The organism is Acinetobacter sp. S54, from assembly GCF_016624945.1.
In the GTDB taxonomy this organism is placed as follows: domain Bacteria; phylum Pseudomonadota; class Gammaproteobacteria; order Pseudomonadales; family Moraxellaceae; genus Acinetobacter.
In genome coordinates this window covers 399,620-417,909 of the sequence record NZ_JACVUI010000001.1, presented here as the reverse complement: position 1 = coordinate 417,909, position 18,290 = coordinate 399,620, and the positions used below count along the sequence as shown (strand labels likewise).

Below are 18,290 nucleotides of genomic sequence, written 5' to 3'. Positions count from 1 at the left end.
TGCTTTTGGTCTAGCTGTTTATAGAAAACTCATTTATTTATATTCATTTAAATATCAAACTAGCAAAGAATAAGCAATCAACCACATCACTACACCGATAAGAATATCTAAAATTTTCCATGCTTTGGGTTTTTCAAAAATTGGCTCAAGCAATCTTGCTCCATAGCCTAAACTAAAAAAGAATACCACGGATGCAGTAACTGCCCCTGCAGCGAAAGCAGCTTTGTTGCTATATTGAGAAGAAATAGAGCCTAATAAAATTACCGTATCCAGATAAACATGCGGATTTAGCCAAGAAAAACTTAAACATAAAATTAGGGTTTGTGCCAATGAATTTACTTTCTGTTCAGATGCATGTAAACCATCTTTCGCGGTATAGGCACTATAAAAACTGCGTAACCCGTAAGCAAACAGGAAAATTGCACCGAACCATTTCATGGCATGAATCAACCATTGCTGTTGACTCAATAAACCAGCAAATCCAAAAATACCGAGTGAGATCAACAAGGCATCCGATGTTGCACAAATCAGACATACCCAAAAGATATGTTGCTTCAGTAACCCTTGCTTTAATACAAAAGCATTTTGTGCACCAATGGCTAAAATTAAAGAAAATCCGAGCAGCAATCCGGCCAGATAAGTTGATATCATTATCTTTATCAGCCTTTTTTCACCAGATAACGATATTCTTTTAAACCGTTCTCATCCTGAGTTTCTTCCTTAGCTAATAATTCATGCCCCAAATGCATACAAAACTTTGGAATATCCCAAGAAGTAGAAGGATCAGTTGCAACTATTTCTACGATATCACCTGATTTTGATTTTCGAATAGCTTGATGCAACATCATGACAGGTTCGGGACAGCGCAAACCGCGAGTATTTAGTTGAATCGAAGGAGTTAAATCTAATGAGGACATGCCTATACTTGAGCTCAAAAAATAGGGCCATAGTCTAACATAAACTTAACCTCACAAGAGAAATGAGAAAATCACGACTCATCAATTTGAATCATTTACGCTTTCCAATCGTTTTAGTAATGCATAAGCCATTTTTCTTCGGTATGATTAAAAATCATTTATTGGCAAATCAAGAGTCTTTAGGAAAGATCATGCAAGAGGAATCAGGCCCATCGTGGGGTATGCGTGGCTTAAGAAAATGGTTAGGCACTGCACCAGAAACACGTGACGAACTGTTAAAACTCGTTCAGGATTCACAACGTTTTTTAGAGCCCGACACCGTGGCTATGCTAGAAGGTGTACTGGATCTTCCTGCAACTAAAATTCGTGAAGTTATGACGCCTCGTACTGCCATGATCAGTCTACAAGAAGACGACGAGTTACTGGATATTTTGCATGTACTGGTTGAGTCTGCACATTCGCGCTTCCCTGTCTTTTCATCTGATCAACCAGATAATGTGGTAGGAATTCTACTCGCTAAAGATTTGTTGCCTTTTCTCACCGAACAAGGGACTAAAGTCGATGTGCGTGCATTGATGAGACAGCCACTTTTTGTTCCAGAAAGCGCTCGCTCTGATCAAGTATTTCGTATGCTAAAACATACACAAACGCATATTGCTATTGTGATTGACGAATACGGTACGACTTCAGGTCTGGTTACTCTTGAGGATATTCTCGAAGAAATTGTTGGTGAAATTGAAGATGAACACGACAATGCCGATGAAGAAGCACAATATATTGTGCCCGATCACACACATAACAAAGCAAATAGCTGGTTGGTACAAGCACTTACACCAATTGAACACTTTAATACGATTTTAGATGCTGATTTTTCTGACGATGAAGTAGAAACTATGGGCGGTTTATTGCTTCAGGAAATTGGTTTAGTGAGTGATTTGCAAGGTCAGGTCGTAGAACTTGAAAATTGGGAATTTACCATTGTTGAAGCAGATGCACGTACTATTCATCTGATTCGAGCTGTTCGTAAATGAGAACATACTTTGATAAATTGTTAGGATCCTCCCAGCAACAAAAACAATTGCCTTTTATTATTCCCCTGCTCATTTCATTATGCGCAGGCGCTATTTTTAGTTTAGCACTCGCACCTTATTATTACTGGTGGTTGGCTATTTTATCACCAGCGTTATTATATGCTTCACTCAAAAAGCGTTCTGCTAAACAGGCCTTTGGGATTGGTTGGGCATATGGCTTTGGTTTGTGGTTTGTCGGTGCATTTTGGCTTTACACCTCCATACATGTTTATGGTGATACCAATGCCGTTTTGAGCGTGCTTATGATCGCTTTTATGGCATTGGTCATGGGACTCTTTACCGCAGTTCAGACTTGGCTATATCGGCGTTTTTTTCCAGAAACTCCCCTCACTTTTGCCCCACTTTGGGTATTCTTTGAATGGGCAAAAACATGGGTTTTTACAGGCTTTCCGTGGCTTTTCGCAGGTTATGCATTCACTGAACGGTTGCTGGATGGCTATGCCCCGCTGTTTGGGATCTTTGGAGTTTCTTTTGTCGTTATTGTCTTGGCCTGTGCATTGGTTGAAATTCTCCAACGCCGTATTTACTGGGTTTTTCCATCGGCCTTATTAGTGTTGGGTGCATGGGGAGCGTCAAAACTTGAATTTGTACATGCAAAAGACAGCAAACCATTATCCATATCCCTCATTCAAGGCAACATTCCACAAGATTTAAAATGGCTGACCGAATATCAGGTAAAGACCTTGATGATCTATGCCAATTTAACGCGTACAGAATGGGGACGGGATTTAATCGTGTGGCCCGAATCCTCCATTCCTATGTTCCAAACTGATATTGAACCTTTTTTAAATGCTATGCAGCAGCAAGCTCAAAAAACAGGTTCAGCCTGGGTTACAGGCATTCCGTATTGGGACATGCAAGCCTCTCAACAGGTTGGGACACCTCAGTATTACAATAGTATTATGGCATCGGGAAGTGATTCTTCAGGACTGTATAAAAAACAGCGTTTGGTGCCGTTTGGTGAATATATTCCACTTTCGGGTTTATTAAGTTGGGTATTACCTGCCTTACAAAATGACCCTTCGATGAGCGGTTTCAGTCAAGGGTCGAACAATCAAAAACCTTTAATGATTAAAGGCCACCCACTCGCAGCTGCCATTTGCTATGAAATTGCTTATCCAAACCTAACCCGACGTAATGCCGAGAATAGTGACTTTTTAGTGACTGTTTCAAATGATGCATGGTTTACTGGAACCGCAGGTCCCATGCAGCATTTACAAATGGTGCAGATGCGTGCCAAAGAAAATGGGCGATGGTTTATTCGTGCGACCAATACAGGGGTGACTGCTTTTATTGATCAACATGGGCACATCGTTAAACAAGCCCCCATTGATAAAGAAGCAGTTCTGCGTGGGGATTTGCCTGCTATGCAAGGCGAAACATTGTATACCCGTTTAAGTGACTGGCCAATTCTCATCTTTTCTCTGTTACTTTTGATGGTGGGTTGGTTTTATCGCCCCAAGCAAGTCAATGTGAGCTTTAAGTCAAGACGTTAAGTGGTATTGTTCACTTTAGTTAAACCGAGATTTCTCACCAATCTCGGTTTTTTTATAAATATTTTAAAGCCATCCAATTCCTAACAATGCATCCAAACCCGATACTCAAGACACGATTTTGAACATGACAACATTATGAAAACCTGTAGGCACCCATTCAAATTAACTCCCTCATGTATATTTTCCATCTCATTTGCTTCTAAAACTATGATGTAGTTACAAGCAGATGTTAGAAATGGGATAATAAAAAAACGAGGCTAAAGCCCCGTTTTAATCACATTATCTATTTATAATGTGGCAGTAAGATATGAAACCATGGCAGCCAGACTCAACATCGGAACATAACGATAAACTGACACCATCATTTGTTCGACATTTGAAATCTTTTCGTCGATTACGACTTTCAATACAGTCGCTTTCAAGGCCGAATAAAAACTTAAAATGAGGAGAGCACTAAATAAACTGAGTGCAACAAATCCAACCATAATTTGACTACTGGCATCTGACATCTGCCAAACCGCCAAAATACCCTGACTAATAGGCAATAAACTCAAAATCAAGAGAACAGATTTGAGCATTGCCCCATGAAATTGATTAATTTCATCCGAAAAAAATAATGCTTTCATGCTATCCTCCGACAGTAAAATGACTGACTTAAGAGCTATTATGCAAGGTTTTAATTAAATAAAAAGTCTATTTTTATCCATAATTTATATATCTTGTAATCAGTAAATATGGAAATCGTTCTTATTATAAATCTCATATCTTTATATTTTTAATATATACATTAAAATCAATGCAATAAATTAAATTTTCAAATTGAGATGTATTATCATTCTACGGTTTTTATTTTTTAATCCGATAATATAAACAGATAATTTCCATATCATCACTTCATTATTTTACATAGATAACGCTCTTATTTAAAAACGTTATCTATTTCTGAAATTAATTTTAAGAGCAGATTTTAAGGTTTGTAATAAATATCTGCATCGTTCCCTTCGCCACCAGATTTTCCATCTGCACCAAAGGAATATAAGTCATAAGCATGACCTTCTGTACCAGGAATAACATACTGAATGTCATTTTCCCAGCTATCTTTAGGATAACCACCTTTGACATAACCACCCGGCAACCAATTCTTCGCCGTCGCAGGCTGATTCACCAAGGCATCTAAACCACCTTCCTGCATAGAAGGATAATGACCATTGTCCAGTTTATATTGATCCAAAGCTCCTGCTACGCCTTTGAGAGTAATTTGCGTGGTATCCACTTTGGCTTTTTCACCACGTCCCATTACATTCGGCACGATTAAGGCCGCTAAAACACCTAAAATTACAATCACAACCATTACTTCAATGAGTGTAAAGCCAGATTGTTTGTTCATCATTTTGCTCTGAATTTTTTGCTTATTCATGTCCATCTCTAACATACAACTCATTAAATCATATTATTCATATTTACAATTGGCAGCATTACCGCAATCACAATCACCAATACAATAGCCGCCATAAACACCAACATTAACGGCTCAAGCAAAGCCAGCAAGGTGGAAATAAATGTTGTGACTTCACGATCCTGCATATCGGATGCTCGCTTCAACATTCGATCCAGCTCGCCAGAGGCTTCACCACTGCGTATCATTTGTACCATCATTGGCGGGAAATAACCACAACGCTCAAGCTGGGTTGCCAAATTTCCCCCTTCCGTCACTTTCTCAGCAGCTACATTAATTGCATCACGAATCACCCAGTTACTGCTCACCGCAGCGCCAATTTTAAGTGCATCGACTAAAGGCACACCAGACTGAGTCAAAATCGATAAGGTGCTAGCGAAACGTGCTGAGTTTATACCACGCGATAATTTACCAAATAATGGCAACCTGAGCGTTAAACGATCAAATGCATAATGCCCTGCTGTGGTTTTTAAAAACCGGATGAAAGCAATAATGCTGATAATACTGATCACCAATAAAAATGGCCATGCATGACGAATCAGATCACTGGCTTTCATCAATGCCACTGTAATCCAAGGTAATGCCTGTTTACTTTGATCAAAGGTTTTAACAATATCTGGTACGACATACGTCATCAGCCCCATCACAATCGCAAAAGACATAAGCAATAAAATAATCGGATAGATCATCGCGCCCTGAATTTTCTTTTGCATAGCAAAGCGGTTTTCGGTGTAGTCGGAAAGTTGGTCCAGAATTAGATCCAAATGACCTGAACGCTCCCCCGCCGCAATGGTTGCAATATATAAGTCCGGGAAACGACCTGATTGCTGCATGCCCTGAGCTAGCGAATGCCCTTCAAGTACTTTAGAACGCACCGAAAGTAATAGATTTTGTACATGTGGTTTTTCATTTTGTTTGGCAACTGCTCGTAATGCTTCTTCAAGCGGAATCGCCGCCGCAACCAATACAGAAAGTTGTCGCGTCATAAGCGCCAGATCATAAGCACTAAACTTTTTTTGAAACCATGAACGTTGCTGATGTTTATCTTTTTGTTCCACAGGCTCGACTGCAATCGGAGTCCAGGTTTTATCCCTTAATTGCTGGCGAATTTGTCGTGCAGAGTCCCCTTCTAGCACCCCTTTTTGCTGTTTTCCTGAAGCGTCAATAGCAGTAAATTGATAGGCAGGCATGATCTTTTCTAATTTTTTCCAAAAAATAATCGACTAGCTGTTGCATCTTTCCTACAGAATCCTTCATATTTCGGAGCATTACAGCTTTGCACACTTTAGCACAGCCCCTATCATCCGAAAACGAATCATCTTAAAAAATAGTGACGAAACAGATTTATGCCAAATATGCCGCCACCTCAAGCAGAGATTTACCGTGTTCGGGTCGCTGTACCCGTTCATCTGTATGAGAGCTTTGACTACAGTCTAAGTCCAGCTCAATATCAACACGCTCAAATTGGTGCACGTGTGGCTATTTCTTTTGGTCGGCAAAAATTGATCGGCATCATTATTGAGAAAATCAGCCCAGATACTCCGCTTGACCCTCGTTTTCAGCTCAAAGCCATTTCTGAACTTCTTGATGATGACGCAATTCTAGACAAGAAAGTTTTAACTTTATTGACATGGTCAGCTCAGTATTATCAATTTCCAATCGGTGAAGTCATACCAGCCGCATTGCCAGCATTGTTACGACAAGGCAAAGCTTTGGATATATTGGCGCATATCTGGAAAATCAAACCCTGTGATGATGCAGAAGCCAAGCTTAAACGTTCACAAAAACAGTTTGAAGCGTACCAAATTTTAAAACTTCATCCCGCTGGAACAACTGAAAATATTTTAAATTTAAGTGGTGTGGAAACAGCAACATTAAAATCTTTGGCAAAGAAAGATTTAGTGGAATGCCATTTAGAACCACAAGATTTTAAGCCCACTCCCGTGCAATTGGCACAAATGCCTCTTAAGCCCAATGATGATCAGAAAAAAGCCATCGAGCAAGTTGTTCATTCGCTTAATCATTATCAAGCTTACTTACTGGACGGCTTAACAGGGAGCGGTAAAACCGAAGTTTATTTACAAATTATGCATGAGGTATTGAAACGAGGACAACAAGTACTGGTTTTAGTACCCGAAATTGGACTGACTCCACAAACCATTGCGCGTTTTAAATCGCGTTTTCATGGGGATGTAGTGATGATGCATTCTGGCTTAAACGAATCAAAACGCCTACAAGCATGGCAACAAGCAAAAATGGGCAAAGCTTCGATTATTTTAGGGACTCGTTCTGCAATTTATACTCCCTTACACAATCTTGGTCTGATTATTCTCGATGAAGAACACGATATTTCCTATAAGCAACAAGAAGGCTTTCGTTATCATGCACGGGACGTTGCATTGTATCGGGGACATCTGGAAAACTGCCCTGTTATTCTAGGATCAGCCACACCAAGTATTGACAGTTATCATCTGGTTCAACAAGAAAAATTAAAACTGCTACAACTCAATCAACGTGCAGGCGTGGCACTTATGCCCAAAATGCATGTCATTGATTTAAAAGTTGCAAAGAAAAAACATGGTTTAAGTCAGCCGCTACTTGAACAAATACAAAGAACGCTCGATAAAAAAGAACAGGTGTTAATTTTTTTGAATCGACGTGGATATGCGCCGGTGTTAGTGTGTGAGAGTTGTGGCTGGCAAGCCAATTGCCCACATTGTGATGCACACTTCACGTTGCACACCCAACCTTATTCTTATCTGCATTGTCACCACTGCGGGACGATTCAGCGCTTGCCTGATCAATGCCCCGAATGCCAGCATCAGACTCTAAAAACCCTCGGCATGGGAACAGGCAAGGTTGAAGAACATCTGAATGAACTCTTTCCAGATTATGATGTTATTCGAGTGGATCGTGACAGTACCAGTCGAGTGGGAAGCTGGCAGAAAATTTATGACCGGATTCAGCAGAATAAACCAGTCATCTTACTAGGAACTCAAATGTTGGCTAAAGGCCATCATTTTCCCTATGTCACGCTCGTTGCAATATTAGATATTGATGCAGGCTTACTGTCTGTTGATATTCGTGCGCCAGAGCGTACCGCACAATTGATCGTCCAAGTCTCGGGTCGTGCGGGCCGTGGTGAACATAAAGGTGAAGTTTACTTACAAACATTAAGACCTGACCACCCAATGCTAACGACATTAATCGAGAAAGACTATCGTGCTGTGGCCAAACATATGCTGCAAGAGCGTAAAACAGCGCTTTTTCCACCCTATCGTTACGCTGTGCTAATTCGTTCAGAGTCCAGAAATCGTGACTATAGTCAGCAGTTTTTAGCTGAGATTGCGGTACAATTACAAATGCTTGCACAACAAAGCATTGATATCTGGGGGCCTATTCCCGCACCAATGGAACGCAAAGCTGGACGTTATCGCGCACATATGGTGATATTGTCGCAAGATCGCGCACGGATGCATTTCTTTTTACGACAATGGTGGGCGCATGTGGTACATCTGCCGAAGCAACATCAATTACGTTTATCGATCGATGTTGATCCGCAAGAGTTTAACTAAAACGCTCAACACCATACATCTATAATCTTTAAAATGATGTTTATACTGGTTGAAGAAAAGAAACCAGACTCTAAACGATCAGGGTAATTCATGTCGTTATTACTACAAATCACGATTTTTTTAGGCGCAGCTTTACTCTTGGTACCATTAGGTAAACGCTTTGGGATCGCCACAGTTCTAGGTTATCTCTTTACCGGTATTTTACTTGGGCCAAGTGTTTTAAATATCGCCAGCGATGCCAATGCGATTATGCATCTGGCTGATTTTGGTGTGATTTTGCTGATGTTTATTATTGGCCTAGAACTGCGCCCACAACGCTTATGGGAAATGCGGCATTCCATTTTCGTTATGGGGAGCATGCAAGTTGTGATTACAGGCGTGGTCTTGATGGCAATTCTTCTGTTGCTGTTCAAACAAAGTCCTATTAGCAGTTTTGTCATTGGTTTTGCTCTGGCTCTTTCATCCACCGCCTTTATCTTACAATTGCTTAGTGAAAAGCAACAACTCAATACGACTTATGGGCAATCTTCTTTTTCCATTCTATTGTTTCAGGACATTGCGGCAATTCCACTTTTGGCCCTAATTCCACTCCTCGCTGGCACACAGACCACACATCATGGAATAGCTTATTTTGCGGCTATTATTGCAACGTTTACGGGTTTATTCCTCTTTAGTCGTTATATTTTGCGTTATTTTTTCCGCTTCGTTGCCCGTAGCGGTGCAAATGAACTGATTACCGCAGTGGGCTTATTTATTGTAATGGCTGTGGTTCTACTGATGGATTTATTAGGAATCAGCACCACACTGGGCGCATTTTTAACAGGTGTACTACTGGCAGATTCTGAGTTTCGTCATGAGCTTGAAGCCAGCATAGCGCCCTTCAAGGGATTACTGCTTGGTCTATTTTTTATGACTGTTGGGATGACCACCCAGATTTCACTTTTTGTCGATATGCCGTGGCTGATTATTGGTGGCGCGATCAGTTTAATGCTCATAAAACTGATCGTTTTAACGGTAATTGCACGATTTAATCAGTATAGTTGGAAAAATAGCCTGCTGATGGGAACCTGTTTAGCACAAGGTGGTGAATTTGCCTTTGTTGTACTTAGTGCAGCCAAAAGTGAAAAAGTGTTGACTCAAGCGCTGGTGGAACCCGTCACCCTGATCGTCACATTATCCATGATGCTAACTCCAGTTTTATATTGGTTAATTACTTCTAAAATTATTCCTGTTATTTTTAAGGATAAAATACCCGAGTACGATGATATCCCTGCTCATGATCACCCTATTATTATTGCGGGGTTTGGTCGTTTTGGACAAATTATTGCACGTATCGCACGGTTGCATCATTTTAGTTTTACCGCCATTGATAACAATATGCAGCGCATTGATTTCGTACGTCGCTACGGTGGGACTCTGTATTATGGTGATGTGACTCAACCCGATATTCTACGCGCGGCAGGGATTGAAAAAGCCAGAATCTTTGTTTTATCGATTGACGATGTTGAAGACAATATGAATGTGGCACGACACATTCGCCTCAATTATCCTGAACTTAGACTATTTGTACGAGCAAGAGATCGACATCATGTTCATTTGCTGCGCGATTTAGGCATCGAATATATCTGGCGTGAAACCTATTTATCCTCACTCGGCATGGCTTATCGAGTCTTGTGTGATTTAGGTATTCCAGCTCAACAAGCCTATGAAAATATCGAAACTTTTCGGGATTATGATGAAAAATTGCTGGCAAGGCAGCAAAGCATCTATACCGATGAACAAAAAATCGTTGAAACTCACCGTGATATGCTTGCCGAACTGGAACATTTATTTGAAAGTGATGCTCGTGATCAACCCGTCAGTACAGGTGTAAATCTAAAACGCAGTTTAGAAAACGCTACACAAAATCATCGTATTGATGTGACACGGGATGATCCACAATGACTTGTGTTTTACAATACAGACACCATTAAGACAGGGTTATGGAGAAAAATATGTCTGATCTACGCCAACGTTTTTATATTGAGGACTGCCCTGTTCGTGGAGAAGTCGTTCATCTTGAGGAAGCCTTGCAAACTATTCTGGCGCAACGCAACTATATGCCCGCCGTCAAAGCGTTACTCGGAGAAATGCTAAGTGCCACTGCATTACTTGCCAGTACCTTAAAAATTAAAGGGCGAATTAGCTTACAGATACAGGCTTCAGGTACCTTTAAATGGGCAATGGCAGAATGTAATCACTTGGGTGAAGTACGTGCACTAGCAGATTATGAAGAAGATCCTCATTTTCAGGAAGGTAGTGATAGCAGTGTAGTACTGCGTCATCTTCACAACCCTGTGTTATTTATTAATATTGAACCCGAATTCGGTGAACGTTATCAAGGCATTGTCCCACTAGATCAGCCGACACTGGCAGGTTGCTTAATGCAGTATTATGATTTATCTGCACAAATTCCGACTCACATTGTACTGGCGACCACGGCAAAACGCTCTGGTGGTTTACTCATTCAATTATTGCCACGAAATAATGAAGAAGAACAAAAACTAGTGGATGAAGATATCTGGCCTCGTTTGACTATGCTGACTGAAACATTGAAGGCAGAGGAATTGACTGAACTTTCTGCCAATGAAATTTTGTATCGTCTTTATAATGAAGAACAAGTGCGATTGCCTGAAGTTGAGCACCTCAAATTTGGATGCACCTGCTCGAAAGAACGCTGTGCCGAAGCTTTAATCCAGATTGGTGTCGAATCGGTACGTGAAACGCTTGCAGAGCAAAACCCTATTCGTATGGATTGTCAGTTCTGTAATACTCAATATAGCTTTACTGCGGAAGAAGCATTAGGTTTATTTGGTGAACATTTAAGCTAAACCTTCAACAGCATTTATTTTAAATATGCCCTGTAGTTATACGGGGCTTTTTATTCTCTAAATTTTATAAACTTTGATGATTGCACAAAGTCTTTATTTTATGTGAAAAATTGATTTTTATTCTGACATTTTTAAAAAAATATGTGATGTATTTAAACTATAAATATTTGTTTCTATTTGTATTTATATAAAACACCCCTTTAAAATAGAGCTTTTATTCTAAAACAAATTTAATTCATACATCGGGGGATGTACAAAAAATGAAACTTAAGGGAATTTTACTACTCATAATGACAATACTGACAGGCTATACGCATGCTGAGCAGCCTGATCCAATTGTAGGAAAATGGAAAACGATTGATGATCGGAGTGGTTACTCACGTGCCGATGTAGAAGTGAAGAAAAATCCAAATGGTACCTATACTGGAATTATTATCGAAACGCGTGCAATTCCAGGACGGCCTAAAATGGAAATATGTGAACAATGCCCTGGCGCGTTAAAAGGAAAACCGTTTATTGGTTTACCTTTTGTTTATGACTTCAAACAAAATCCCAATAACCCTTATGAATATATTCAAGGCCATGTACTTGATCCAATTAGCGGCAAAGTCTACCAAGCCAAAGCCAAAATTAACGCATCCGGCAAACATCTGACCTTACGAGGCTATGTTGGAATTTCAGTGGTAGGACGTAGCGTGACATGGATTAAATATCAATAATAAAATTGAGAAAATGATACTAAAAAATAATTTCAGTAGCTCATCCATAGTGGATAAAGTTTTAAATGAATCACCTAAAAACTTTATCCATTTAAAAATTTGTTTTCCAAATATCAACATTTTAGTATATTTACCGTCTTGTAATTGCTCAGTTCATCACCATAATTAAAAGAAATAAAACCCAATTTTAAAAGAGCTTTTATGGCAAAAAATTACTATGAAGAACTTGGGGTTTCACGTAATGCAACTCCAGATGAAATTAAGAAAAGCTATCGAAAACTTGCACGAAAATATCATCCTGATGTCAGTAAAGAATCTGATTCAGAAGCAAAAATGCAAGCGATCAATGTCGCCTATGACACCTTAAGCAATCCAGAAAAAAAAGCGGAATATGATCAAATACTAGATCATCCTCAAGGCTTTGCAGGGTTTGGACAAAATGGTCAGGGTGCAGCGAGTGGTTTTGATGGTGCGCAATTTTACCGTCAGGGTAATGCTTCTGACTTTCAGGGCTTTGAAGATCTATTCGGTCGTTTTGGCTCAGGTTTTGGTGGGGGCGATTACCAATATCAACGCCAAAAACGGAGTCATCGTGGTGAAGATCAACATGCTAGCATCGAAGTAGATGTGGAGATTGCATATCATGGAACAACTCAAAATATCACGCTTCAAATTCCAACTGTCAATGCTTATGGCGAGCCTGAGGTTCAACGTAAAACTTTACAGGTAAAAATCCCAAAAGGCATGAAAGAAGGCCAGCAAATTCGTCTAAGTGGACAAGGCCAAAGTGGAATCAATGGGGGTGAAAATGGTGATCTCTATATTGAAATTCAATATAAAGATACCGATCGCGTGCGTGTAGAAGGCGCTGACGTTTATGCAACGGTGGATGTTACACCTTGGGAAGCTGCACTGGGACAAAAAATTGAAGTCAACACCCTGGCAGGTAAACTCGGTGTTAATTTACCTAAAAATGCAAAAACAGGTCAACAACTTCGCCTGAAAGATAAAGGAATTCCGAATAAAGTACCCGGCAATCTTTATTTGGTGCTGAATATAGTACTGCCTCAGGCCACGACCGAAGAACAACAGCAAGCCTATGAAAACTTTGCTGCAGCCTTTTCATCCTTTACACCCCGTTCATAAGGAGCTGAATGATGCCCACAATTCATTATCGTGAAATCGTATATAGCGGATTGAATGAAGCAGAAATCATTGATGAACAATGTACATTTGATTTGACTCATTTTGCTCAAATCAGTGGTCAAAGTCCCGAATGGATTTTACAACTGATCGACTATGACATTCTATCAGCCTCGGGTCAGCCACAGCAGTATCGTTTTTCTAGCACCGATGTTATCCGCGCTCGACGAGCCTATCGGTTACAACGAGATTTCGATGCCAGTCTTTCAGCAGTTGCAGTCATGTTGGATTTGATTGATGAAGTTCATCATCTACGCCGAAAAATTCGCCCCAATCAATCCTAATCACTCCATTCCTCGCGATCATCTCACTGATCGCGAACTGACTTTTCTTCGATTTAGTGTTGGGTCATCCATTGATAAGACAATAAGCCTAAAATGGTACAGATCAAGGAACCCAGTAAATGAATACAAATCATGAAAATCGCAACTGAAATTTTTTGCTGCTGTAATAAACCTACGACTTCTGCCGAAAAGGTCGAAAAGGTCGTGAGCGCACCACAAAAGCCAGTAATAATAAATAATTTATAATTGGGGCTCAAACTACTGTTGGCAAAAAACGCGATGGCGAAACCAATGATAAAACCACCAATTAAATTGGCCAATAAAGTCCCTAGTGGTATATTTTCAAACGTTGCATTAAATTTTAAGCCGAGAAACCAGCGGGACCAAGCCCCTAATATAGAACCTAGGGCAATAGAAAGAAGTGAATAATACATAATAACCACATGCTCCAAAATCATTTTTATCAAACAGAGCACGTACGCCTACGCTCCCTGTCGAATGAAAGGGTCGTAGGCATCATTAGCCCGTATAAGGGCGGTTTGTAGCAGGAGGAATGCCATCTCCTGTAGCTCAAGTCTAACTCAGCAAAATTTAAATGTGAAGTTCACTTACCTTAGGTTCTATTTGAACTTGGTCATTTTTTCAACCTCTTTTAGCGTCTGCTTCAAGGGTTCATACTCTAAAAACCAGAATAAATTAACATTATGCTGGCGTTTTTGCTGTGCCAAGAGTTCAATCACGCTCTTTTCACCACGACCCACTAAATGTTGTCGATAAAAATAATAAAGCAACAATACCGTACACAAAAGCATAACCCCGAGCATCATCCAGAAACCAAGGGGAGATTTTAGACCGGGAATAAATTCAAAGTTCATCCCATACACACCCGTTAACAACGTTAATGGTGCAAAAACCGCAGTAATAATGGCTAAAATACGCATATTTTCATTGGTCTGATTAGCAATCGCGTTAAAATGCAAATCGATCGCCGACTGAATCGCCATGCGTAATCGTGACGTATGTTTCTGGGTACGTTCCAAGTGGCTAACCAAATCATTCATGCGCACTAATAACAGATCAGGTGACTCTGTGGCATGCTCCCCCATTAAATGATGATAATTCTCAACCAATTCATCTCGTAATTCTTGCAAAGTTTCAATCTGTTCTTCACATAGATTTTCAACTTGCTGAAATGCCATATTTTCCTGAAATAGCTGGGGCCATTGATTAAAACGTTTTCTTCCCTGTAATAATTCTCGTTGCCAGTGTTCAACACGGCGGGTTAATGGAGTTCGTAACTCCAGATAGCCATCAATGATGGTGTTGAGTAATCTCAAGCTTAAATCAATGGGGCTTTGGGGAAGTTTTCTGGGTTTATTTTGTTCTTGTATATTACGCTGTAAAATACTCTGAAAGCGTTGTACATAATTATCTACAGCTTTGTTGCCCTGCTCTCTGACACTGACGAGAATATGTTGACTTACGATAAAGCTAATAGGAGTCGTCGCCAATCCAAAAATACTCTCATGTTGCTCGCCTAAACCATTATTGTTTTCAATATGATCATCTGGTGTAATAATTTTTCTAAAGATGAGAACATCATAATCTTCCATCGTGTCAAAATCACAGGGATGGTCAATATTTAAAATATCACGAATATGAAACTCATTAATCGTGAGTTCTGTCATTGCTCTAATTTTTTGTTGCCATTCTTCAGCATGGTTGACGACATCTTCACGCAAGCAATCCACCCATTGAAAAATCAATGGATGATCAGCTTGATGTTCATGACTTAAAAATACATATTGTTCTGTAGAGTGCCGATAAAAATAATAAATCTGCATAACAATGTCTCTTAATCTCTATTGTTATTTTTAGCATATTTGATTGGATAAAATCTTAACTAAACCACAATTTCCTATAGAGTATTTAAGTATTTTTATCCTACTTATCTCTATACGTAATTGCCCTTAAAAGGCACTCATTTTAATGGATGGTATGGAAATATTACATAACTTACAAAATATTTACGAAAGAAAACTGCCATATTTTAGCATAAAGTCCTACTATTTTTAAGGATTAAATCTGTATCACTCGCCTATCTTTTTTGAAATCATTTTTAGTCAATTTTAAGCATACTCAAATTAGAGAAATGCATTTAAACATGAAATAAAAAGGTGAATTTATGTTCCCAGAATACCGCGCTCTAATCAGTCAGCTCAAACAAGATGATGCTCATTTTTCCAAAGTTTTTGAAGAACACAATGTGCTGGATCATGAGATTATTCGTTTAGAACAGAATCCTGTTACCAGTGGTCTAGAGGAAATTGAGGACTTAAAACGCCAGAAACTAAAACTCAAAGATGAACTGTATAAAATGCTGAAACAGGCCGAACAATAATTTTCTGATTGAAATAAAAAATCCGCCGAGGCGGATTTTTTATGAAATATTAATAAGGCTTTATTATGCCTGTTCAATATCTTTCATTGTTAGTTTAATACGGCCACGGTTGTCCACATCAGCAACTTGAACCTTGACTTCTTGACCTTCTTTAAGCACGTCAGTTACGTTGGCAACACGTTCATTTGAAATTTGAGAGATGTGAAGTAAACCATCTGTACCCGGCATAATGTTCACAAATGCACCAAATTCAACGATACGGATTACTTTACCGTCATAGATTTTACCCGGTTCAACTTCAGCAGTAAGAGCTTGAATCTTAGCAATTGCAGCACGTGCCGCCGCTTTCGATTCACCAAATACGCGCACAGTACCGTTGTCTTCAATATCAATTGCAGCTTTGGTTTCTTCAGTGATTTGACGAATAGTCGCGCCACCTTTCCCAATGACATCACGGATCTTATCAGGATTAATGGTAATGACTTCAAATGTTGGTGCAAACATTGAAATTTCTGGACGCGCACGAGAAATCACTTTGTTCATTTCATTCAGGATGTGCATACGACCTGCATAAGCCTGATTCAATGCAACTTCCATAATCTCTTCGGTAATCCCTTCGATTTTAATGTCCATTTGCAATGCAGTAATACCATTGGCAGAACCTGCAACTTTAAAGTCCATATCACCCAAATGATCTTCATCACCCAAGATGTCTGACAGAACTGCAAAACGCTCACCTTCTTTAACCAGACCCATTGCAATACCAGCAACTGGTGCTTTTAAAGGCACACCGGCATCCATAAGCGACAATGAAGCACCACATACTGACGCCATTGAAGATGAACCATTTGATTCAGTAATGTCAGATACGATACGAATCACATATGGGAAGCGATCTGCTGCTGGCAATACAGCCTGTACACCACGGCGAGCTAAACGACCATGACCAATTTCACGACGTTTAGGACCAGATTCACGGCCTGTTTCACCTACAGAATACGCTGGGAAGTTATAATGCAACATAAAGTTGTCAGTTTTCGTTCCTGCAAGCGTATCAACCATAAGCGCATCACGAGTGTTACCTAACGTGGTGGTTACCAATGCCTGAGTTTCACCACGTGTGAACAGTGCTGAACCATGCGCACGTTCCAATACGCCAACTTGCACATCGATACCACGAACTGTTTTAGTATCACGTCCATCAATACGCGGCTTACCTGACAGGATATTGTCACGTACAGTACGGTATTTCAGGTCTTCAAATAATTCGTTTACTTCGTCTGCAATACCTGTTTCGTCATTTTCAGGAACAAATTGGGCAACCGCTTCCGCATACAATGCATCAAGTGCAGCATAACGATCTTGTTTCACCGCAATGGTATATGCTTCTGAAATTTTAGCCTCGAAAGCTGCTTTTAATTGCTCAAGCAATGTTTCGTTTTTGCTTGGAGCAACCCAAGTCGATTCAACAGCACCGGCTGCTGCTGCAAACTCTTTGATCGCCTGAATTGCAATTTGCATTTCATCATGACCGAAAAGTACAGCACCTAACATTTGATCTTCTGAAAGCTCTTTAGCTTCAGATTCAACCATCAGTACTGCTGATTCTGTACCCGCAACAACAAGATCAAGATCTGATTGTGCAAGTTGTTCAAAATTCGGGTTAAGAACGTATTCACCATTGATTAAGCCTACACGTGCACCACCAATTGGCCCTCTAAATGGCGTACCTGCGATTGACAATGCAGCTGAAGTACCCAGCATTGCAGCAATGTCTGCATCCATGGTCTTATCAGAAGAAACAACCGTGGCTGTTACCTGAATTTCATTGAAATAGCCTTCTGGGAACAATGGGCGAATTGGACGGTCAATCAAGCGTGAAATCAACGTTTCAGCTTCAGATGCACGTCCTTCACGCTTACCATATCCTCCTGGGATACGACCAGCAGCATATTGTTTTTCTTGATAATTAACAGTAAGTGGGAAGAAGTCCTGACCTGCTTTTGCTTTTGGCTGTGCAACCACGGCAACAAGGACAGTCACACCGCCCATTGTCACTAATACTGTATTTGCCTGACGCGCCACACGGCCAGTTTCTAAAACAACTTGATGTTGACCAAACTGAAATTCTTTACGAACGATATTAAACATTGACATGTATTATATTTTCCTGGTTCTTTTTGAACTGTTATTCTAGTGGAGACCCCTAAGGTTTGGCATTCAAACCATTGCTATCAAATGAGTACAAGCAATGATCAATGACAAAGCTTAGAAGCCG

Annotated in this window: 17 protein-coding genes and 1 riboswitch; of the genes, 9 read left to right on the top strand and 8 right to left on the bottom strand. The window is 40.0% G+C overall.

From position 1 onward, the window contains the following. Positions 1-54: 54 nt before the first annotated feature. Positions 55-651: a LysE/ArgO family amino acid transporter gene (locus IAE20_RS01835; RefSeq protein WP_200459219.1), complete on the bottom strand. Its 597-nt coding sequence runs from the start codon at positions 649-651 to the stop codon at positions 55-57. Between the two features lie 8 nt (positions 652-659). Continuing rightward, positions 660-917, bottom strand: coding sequence for a sulfurtransferase TusA (gene tusA / locus IAE20_RS01830; protein WP_200481578.1), 258 nt, complete (start codon positions 915-917; stop codon positions 660-662). Positions 918-1,108: 191 nt separating this feature from the next. Here tusA and IAE20_RS01825 point away from each other — a divergent pair, with 191 nt between their 5' ends. Next, the gene (locus IAE20_RS01825) at positions 1,109-1,948 is read left to right on the top strand and encodes an HlyC/CorC family transporter (protein ID WP_200459217.1); all 840 of its coding nucleotides are present in this window, start codon (positions 1,109-1,111) and stop codon (positions 1,946-1,948) included. Further along, positions 1,945-3,504 (top strand): apolipoprotein N-acyltransferase, encoded by a 1,560-nt coding sequence (lnt, locus tag IAE20_RS01820; RefSeq protein ID WP_200481579.1) that lies wholly within the window; start codon positions 1,945-1,947, stop codon positions 3,502-3,504. The genes IAE20_RS01825 and lnt overlap by 4 nt, the downstream gene beginning before the upstream one ends. Before the next feature lie 287 nt (positions 3,505-3,791). On the opposite strand, the gene IAE20_RS01815 is transcribed toward lnt, so the two are convergent. The 3 genes from IAE20_RS01815 to gspF form a co-directional block, all read right to left on the bottom strand. Then, positions 3,792-4,130 (bottom strand): hypothetical protein, encoded by a 339-nt coding sequence (locus IAE20_RS01815; RefSeq protein ID WP_200459215.1) that lies wholly within the window; start codon positions 4,128-4,130, stop codon positions 3,792-3,794. A gap of 341 nt (positions 4,131-4,471) precedes the next feature. Further along, a complete protein-coding gene (gene gspG / locus IAE20_RS01810) occupies positions 4,472-4,921 on the bottom strand; it encodes a type II secretion system major pseudopilin GspG (protein ID WP_200459214.1) in 450 nt (149 codons plus the stop codon). Positions 4,922-4,944: 23 nt separating this feature from the next. Then, positions 4,945-6,150 carry a type II secretion system inner membrane protein GspF gene (gspF, locus tag IAE20_RS01805; protein ID WP_200459213.1) on the bottom strand — a complete coding sequence of 402 codons (1,206 nt, stop codon included), beginning with the start codon at positions 6,148-6,150 and terminating at the stop codon, positions 4,945-4,947. 156 nt (positions 6,151-6,306) lie between these two features. Here gspF and IAE20_RS01800 point away from each other — a divergent pair, with 156 nt between their 5' ends. From IAE20_RS01800 to IAE20_RS01775, 6 genes are all read left to right on the top strand, one after another. Beyond that, on the top strand, positions 6,307-8,535 hold the full coding sequence (locus tag IAE20_RS01800; protein WP_200481580.1) for a primosomal protein N': 2,229 nt from the start codon (positions 6,307-6,309) through the stop codon (positions 8,533-8,535). Between the two features lie 90 nt (positions 8,536-8,625). Continuing rightward, on the top strand, positions 8,626-10,479 hold the full coding sequence (locus IAE20_RS01795; RefSeq protein WP_200481581.1) for a monovalent cation:proton antiporter-2 (CPA2) family protein: 1,854 nt from the start codon (positions 8,626-8,628) through the stop codon (positions 10,477-10,479). Between the two features lie 50 nt (positions 10,480-10,529). Then, complete coding sequence (locus IAE20_RS01790) at positions 10,530-11,405, top strand: Hsp33 family molecular chaperone HslO (RefSeq protein ID WP_200481582.1); 876 nt, start codon at positions 10,530-10,532, stop codon at positions 11,403-11,405. 290 nt (positions 11,406-11,695) lie between these two features. Beyond that, positions 11,696-12,124 (top strand): DUF2147 domain-containing protein, encoded by a 429-nt coding sequence (locus IAE20_RS01785; protein ID WP_227610815.1) that lies wholly within the window; start codon positions 11,696-11,698, stop codon positions 12,122-12,124. A gap of 201 nt (positions 12,125-12,325) precedes the next feature. Next, positions 12,326-13,270, top strand: a complete 945-nt coding sequence (locus IAE20_RS01780; protein WP_200481584.1) for a DnaJ C-terminal domain-containing protein — start codon at positions 12,326-12,328, stop codon at positions 13,268-13,270. 11 nt (positions 13,271-13,281) lie between these two features. Further along, positions 13,282-13,611, top strand: coding sequence for a chaperone modulator CbpM (locus IAE20_RS01775; RefSeq protein WP_200459371.1), 330 nt, complete (start codon positions 13,282-13,284; stop codon positions 13,609-13,611). A gap of 53 nt (positions 13,612-13,664) precedes the next feature. Here the strand turns inward: IAE20_RS01775 and crcB are convergent, their stop codons facing one another. Both crcB and IAE20_RS01765 read right to left on the bottom strand, forming a co-directional pair. Next, on the bottom strand, positions 13,665-14,045 hold the full coding sequence (crcB, locus tag IAE20_RS01770; protein WP_200459207.1) for a fluoride efflux transporter CrcB: 381 nt from the start codon (positions 14,043-14,045) through the stop codon (positions 13,665-13,667). Positions 14,046-14,114: 69 nt separating this feature from the next. Next, a riboswitch (Fluoride riboswitch) is annotated at positions 14,115-14,184 on the bottom strand. Positions 14,185-14,231: 47 nt separating this feature from the next. Next, complete coding sequence (locus IAE20_RS01765) at positions 14,232-15,455, bottom strand: magnesium transporter CorA family protein (RefSeq protein WP_200459206.1); 1,224 nt, start codon at positions 15,453-15,455, stop codon at positions 14,232-14,234. 341 nt (positions 15,456-15,796) lie between these two features. Between IAE20_RS01765 and IAE20_RS01760 the strand changes: the two genes are divergently transcribed. Further along, positions 15,797-16,012 (top strand): YdcH family protein, encoded by a 216-nt coding sequence (locus tag IAE20_RS01760; RefSeq protein WP_200481585.1) that lies wholly within the window; start codon positions 15,797-15,799, stop codon positions 16,010-16,012. A gap of 63 nt (positions 16,013-16,075) precedes the next feature. On the opposite strand, the gene pnp is transcribed toward IAE20_RS01760, so the two are convergent. Continuing rightward, positions 16,076-18,163 carry a polyribonucleotide nucleotidyltransferase gene (gene pnp, locus IAE20_RS01755; RefSeq protein ID WP_200459370.1) on the bottom strand — a complete coding sequence of 696 codons (2,088 nt, stop codon included), beginning with the start codon at positions 18,161-18,163 and terminating at the stop codon, positions 16,076-16,078. Positions 18,164-18,290: the final 127 nt, after the last annotated feature.

Bases quoted from the DNA above. Each gene is read 5' to 3' on its own strand.
- IAE20_RS01835 (WP_200459219.1), bottom strand. From the start codon at position 651: ATGATATCAACTTATCTGGCCGGATTGCTGCTCGGATTTTCTTTAATT.
- tusA (WP_200481578.1), bottom strand. From the start codon at position 917: ATGTCCTCATTAGATTTAACTCCTTCGATTCAACTAAATACTCGCGGT.
- IAE20_RS01825 (WP_200459217.1), top strand. From the start codon at position 1,109: ATGCAAGAGGAATCAGGCCCATCGTGGGGTATGCGTGGCTTAAGAAAA.
- lnt (WP_200481579.1), top strand. From the start codon at position 1,945: ATGAGAACATACTTTGATAAATTGTTAGGATCCTCCCAGCAACAAAAA.
- IAE20_RS01815 (WP_200459215.1), bottom strand. From the start codon at position 4,130: ATGAAAGCATTATTTTTTTCGGATGAAATTAATCAATTTCATGGGGCA.
- gspG (WP_200459214.1), bottom strand. From the start codon at position 4,921: ATGAATAAGCAAAAAATTCAGAGCAAAATGATGAACAAACAATCTGGC.
- gspF (WP_200459213.1), bottom strand. From the start codon at position 6,150: ATGCCTGCCTATCAATTTACTGCTATTGACGCTTCAGGAAAACAGCAA.
- IAE20_RS01800 (WP_200481580.1), top strand. From the start codon at position 6,307: ATGCCAAATATGCCGCCACCTCAAGCAGAGATTTACCGTGTTCGGGTC.
- IAE20_RS01795 (WP_200481581.1), top strand. From the start codon at position 8,626: ATGTCGTTATTACTACAAATCACGATTTTTTTAGGCGCAGCTTTACTC.
- IAE20_RS01790 (WP_200481582.1), top strand. From the start codon at position 10,530: ATGTCTGATCTACGCCAACGTTTTTATATTGAGGACTGCCCTGTTCGT.
- IAE20_RS01785 (WP_227610815.1), top strand. From the start codon at position 11,696: ATGACAATACTGACAGGCTATACGCATGCTGAGCAGCCTGATCCAATT.
- IAE20_RS01780 (WP_200481584.1), top strand. From the start codon at position 12,326: ATGGCAAAAAATTACTATGAAGAACTTGGGGTTTCACGTAATGCAACT.
- IAE20_RS01775 (WP_200459371.1), top strand. From the start codon at position 13,282: ATGCCCACAATTCATTATCGTGAAATCGTATATAGCGGATTGAATGAA.
- crcB (WP_200459207.1), bottom strand. From the start codon at position 14,045: ATGTATTATTCACTTCTTTCTATTGCCCTAGGTTCTATATTAGGGGCT.
- IAE20_RS01765 (WP_200459206.1), bottom strand. From the start codon at position 15,455: ATGCAGATTTATTATTTTTATCGGCACTCTACAGAACAATATGTATTT.
- IAE20_RS01760 (WP_200481585.1), top strand. From the start codon at position 15,797: ATGTTCCCAGAATACCGCGCTCTAATCAGTCAGCTCAAACAAGATGAT.
- pnp (WP_200459370.1), bottom strand. From the start codon at position 18,163: ATGTTTAATATCGTTCGTAAAGAATTTCAGTTTGGTCAACATCAAGTT.